Source organism: Paracoccus sp. SM22M-07 (genome assembly GCF_001887735.1).
Taxonomy (GTDB): domain Bacteria; phylum Pseudomonadota; class Alphaproteobacteria; order Rhodobacterales; family Rhodobacteraceae; genus Paracoccus.
Genome location: NZ_JPKW01000045.1, coordinates 1 through 495, shown reverse-complemented (window position 1 = coordinate 495; position 495 = coordinate 1). Strand labels below are relative to the sequence as shown.

Annotated in this window: 1 pseudogene; it reads right to left on the bottom strand. The window is 62.8% G+C overall.

Annotated features, from left to right (window positions below):
- Positions 1-137 precede the first annotated feature (137 nt).
- A pseudogene (locus IE00_RS19600) lies at positions 138-495 on the bottom strand (hypothetical protein); the annotation flags it as partial.

Here is a 495-nt window from a genome sequence, read left to right as displayed (position 1 = left end):
CCCGCTTCGGACGCCACGCGTTCGGCCAGTCGGATCGAGGCCTCGGTCTCGATCCAGCCCGGCGCCACGCGGACCACCCGAAGACCCTTCGCGGCCACCTCCTTAGACAAACTCTTGCTATAGACCGACAGCGCGCCCTGGGCTGGGCGGCGATCGTGGACAGCCTGTTCGAGGGTATCGAGAACGAAGCCTGCGTGGGCTGTTTGGCTCGCCCGCCAGCCGACGATCTCGCGGGCATGGGCATCGATGAATGAGGAGGGTCAGAAAACAGTCCAGCGGACTGTTTTCCCGACGAATGGCGACATACACAAACCCCTTCCAGGTGGCGACGCAAGTGAAGTCGTCGTCCATTGGGCTTGATAGCAATGGCACCACAATGGACGACCCCAGAGCATGTTCGGCGCAGGCACGCGGAACTGCCGGTTCACCTTGTCCAGCGGGCACGAGGCCTTTGTGTCGGAGAAGGTCGTCTTGTGCGGTTTGCCCCGGATGATG